Here is a 3,272-nt window from a genome sequence, read left to right as displayed (position 1 = left end):
CCTGGTGGAGCGCGGCTTCGTCACGCCCGGCGCCGAGCTGACCGACGCCAAGGGCCGGTTCCGCGCCGTGGTGCGGGCGGACGGCACCATCGCGCTCGCCGACGCCGTCGACCGCACGGTCGGCTCGATCCATCGCATGGGCGCGCTGGCCCAGGGGGCGGAGGCCTGCAACGGCTGGACCTTCTGGCATGTGGAGGAGGCCGGCCGTCTCCACCCCATCGACGTGCTGCGCGCCCGCCTGCGCTCGGAAATGGGCGTCGCCGCGGAATAGCGGCGCCTATTCCGCCGCCGGCTGTGCCGCGGCCGCTTCCGGCGCATCGGGCCGGCGCATCAGCAGCAGAAGCGGCAGCCCGGCGAGCACCACGCCGACACCGATCAGCGCGCCGGTGCCGGTATAGGCCAGGCTGGAATAGATCAGGCCCGCGCAGGCGCCGCTGAACAGGAGCGGCGTCAGCGGATAGAGCGGCACCTTGAAGGGCCGCACCCGGTCCGGCTCGCGCAGGCGGAACAGGAACAGCGACAGGCTCACCAGGAACAGGAAGCTCCAGAACACCGGGGCCGTGAAGTCGACCATGGCCTTGAATCCGTCGCGGGTCAGCGCGCCGAGCAGAACCAGCAGCAGCGCCACCGCGCCCTGGACCAGCAGCGCCGCCACGGGCGCGCGCGCCGTGATGGCGTCGCGGCTCAGGAAGGACAGAACCGGCACGTCGGAGCCGAGCGCGTGGAAGGCCCGCGCGCCGGTCAGGATGGTGCCGTTGAGCGTGCTCAACGCCATGATCGCCACCGCCACCGCCAAGAGCGCCTCGCCGGTGCCGCCCGCGAGCGCGCGCATGAGATCGGCCGCCGGCGCCTCGGAGGCGCGCAGGCCTTCGAGACCGAAGGCGTTGAGCAGCGCCAGATTGAACAGCCCGTAGACCAGCACCACCACCGCCGTGCCGATGAGGAGCGTGCGCTTCATGGTGCGCTGGACGTCGCGCATCTCGCCGGACAAATAGACCGCTTCGCTCCAGCCGCCATAGGTGAGGAGAACGAACACCATCGCCATGCCGAGCGCGGCCGAGGCATCGACGCTGGCGCTCGCCGGCACGCCCGGCTCCGCGCCCGGGCCGAGGAAGCCCACGCCGGCCACCAGCAGGATCATGACAACGGTGACGCCGGTGAGCGCGCGCTGGCTGAGGCTGGAGCGGCGCGTGCCCCAGACGTTCAGCGCGGTGAGCGCCGCCACCGCCAGTGCGGCGTGGATCGAGGGCCCCCACGGCCCGAGCGGCAGCAGCGCCTGCATGTAGTCGCCATAGACGAAGGCCACGGCGGCGATGGCGCCGGTCTGGATCACGCTGCCGCGGGCCCAGGCGAACAGCACGGCCAAACGCGGGCCGTAGGCGCGGGAGAGGAAATGATACTCGCCGCCGCGGTCGGGATGGGCGGCGGCAAGCTCCGCATAGCACAGGGCCCCGGCGAGGGTGATGAGCCCGCCCGCCACCCACACGGCGACGAAGGCGAGATCGCTCTCCACATTGGCGGCGACAAGGGGCGGCGTGCGGAAGATGCCGATGCCGAAGATGATGCCCACCATGACGGCGACGCCGTCCGTAACGGTGAGGCCGGATCCGGGACGACCGGTGCCCGAAGAGGACGGACGTTTCATGGGAGTTCTCCCGCGGTGCGGGGCCGCGGCGCGGTCCCGCTCTCGCGTGTGGTTTGAGAGAAGGGAGGCTGCGCTCTAGCTCCGGATCGCCTGCCAGCCGCCCTCCGACGGATCGATGCGGGTGCCGTTCACCGTGCCCCGGTAGGTGCGCGGACCGCCCTCGGCGGCGACGGTGAGCTCGATCTGGTCCCCCACCAGCTTCGCCTCGACCGGAACCGATCGGCCGTCGAGCGCGGCCGAACCCGTGACCTTCTGGAACGACTGGGTGAGGTTCACCGTCACCTTCCGGTCGCCGTCGGTGATCGCCCATCGCCCGCCCACCTGCGCCGGGACCACCCAGGCGAAGACCTCGCGGCCGTTGACGCGGGCGGTCTGGTCCGGTTGCCAGTCGCCGAGGGTGAAGGCATGGGACACGAGGCGGGTGCCGGGCTTCAGCTTGGCGAGCGTGGGGCGCAGCCGGGCATTGACCGATTCCAGCAGGTACATGGTGATGACGTCGGCGGACGTCAGGTCGGTCTGGAACAGGTTCTGCTCGCGGAACTCGACCTTGCCGGCGACGCCCGCCGCTTTCGCGTTCTCTTGCGCCTCGGCGATGCGGGCCGGGTTGATGTCGACGCCCAGGGCGCCGCGCGCGCCGCGCGCCTTGACCGCGGCGATGGCGATGCGCCCGTCGCCCGAGCCGAGGTCGATAACGAAGTCGTCCGCCCCCACGTCGCCCATCTCCAGCATGCGCTCGACCACCGCCTCGGGGGTCGGCACGTAGGGCACGTCGAGCTTGGGCTCGGCGCGCGCGGGCAGGGCCAGGAGAAGAACGGCCAAGGCGGTGCCGACGCCGGCGGCTAAGGAGCGGGGTCCGGCAGGCTGGATGCGTGCGAATTGGAGACGGCTCATGACACTCCTCACGGGGAAGGCCGGCACAGAGCGTGGTCGGCTGAAGGGAAGAATCGCTTTGTTATCCGCCTCGCCAAATGGAGACGGACGGGGCGACCTTCATGCCCATTCGTGACGAGACATTGGTCTTTGGAGATCAAATATCCGTAGGCGGAATATTGGGCAGTTTCTCCCAGCGTGGCGCCATAAAGTCTTGGAACGAGAATAAGTTCCCTTACGTCATACAAGGCACGAAACTGTTATCGCGAGGCTGGGTTGCGATTTGATCTGTAAGGGAAGAGATCATGCGCCGGCGCCTGGAACTTCGCCGGACGGCCGCCGGCCTGCTCCAGCGCACGCGCCGATCAGCTTGGTCCGCAAGCGGATCGGATAACGCGTTCTCTGCCGATGATTTAGAGCGCCCGTCCGTGCGCCAGCACCTTGCGCATCACCGAGGGCAGGGCCTCCCGGTCGAAGTCGCGCGGCCGCACGAAGCGCAGGCCGGCGGGCGCCGTCGCCGCGGCCGGCAGATCGGCGCGCCAGACCTCCAGCTCCAGCGCGAAATGGGTGAAGACGTGCCGCACCGTCCCCGGCAAAGCGCGCCACGGCGCGGCGAGCGGCACATGCCGCGCCGCCGCGTCACCGGCGCCTTTCGCCGTCCAGGGGTGGAGGGCACTTCCGTCATGCCGCCCAGCAGGCCCTTCGGCGGGCGTGAGCGCAGCAGCACCGCCCCGTCGGCCCGCACGGCAAGGAAGGC

4 protein-coding genes are annotated in these 3,272 nt (G+C 70.5%); 1 reads left to right on the top strand and 3 read right to left on the bottom strand.

Translation table 11 applies throughout. The features are described 5' to 3' along the window. A partial coding sequence (locus tag AC2W7M_RS22540; RefSeq protein ID WP_486135076.1) for a restriction system modified-DNA reader domain-containing protein occupies positions 1 to 271 on the top strand: 271 nt, incomplete at its 5' end. 6 nt (positions 272 to 277) lie between these two features. Here AC2W7M_RS22540 and AC2W7M_RS22535 read toward each other — a convergent pair. The 3 genes from AC2W7M_RS22535 to AC2W7M_RS22525 all read right to left on the bottom strand — a co-directional run. After that, complete coding sequence (locus AC2W7M_RS22535; protein WP_486135074.1) at positions 278 to 1,645, bottom strand: APC family permease; 1,368 nt, start codon at positions 1,643 to 1,645, stop codon at positions 278 to 280. Between the two features lie 75 nt (positions 1,646 to 1,720). Further along, the gene (locus tag AC2W7M_RS22530; protein WP_486135072.1) at positions 1,721 to 2,536 is read right to left on the bottom strand and encodes an SAM-dependent methyltransferase; all 816 of its coding nucleotides are present in this window, start codon (positions 2,534 to 2,536) and stop codon (positions 1,721 to 1,723) included. A gap of 392 nt (positions 2,537 to 2,928) precedes the next feature. Continuing rightward, positions 2,929 to 3,272, bottom strand: a 344-nt coding sequence (locus AC2W7M_RS22525; RefSeq protein ID WP_486135070.1) for an NUDIX domain-containing protein, incomplete at its 5' end; no start/stop codon positions are given.

This window comes from Xanthobacter sp. BG11Y11_SDJG, from assembly GCF_057364445.1.
This window is presented reverse-complemented; position numbering and strand designations above follow the sequence as displayed.

Excerpts from the sequence above, each read along its gene's own strand:
- AC2W7M_RS22535 (WP_486135074.1), bottom strand. The coding sequence starts at position 1,645 with ATGAAACGTCCGTCCTCTTCGGGCACCGGTCGTCCCGGATCCGGCCTC.
- AC2W7M_RS22530 (WP_486135072.1), bottom strand. The coding sequence starts at position 2,536 with ATGAGCCGTCTCCAATTCGCACGCATCCAGCCTGCCGGACCCCGCTCC.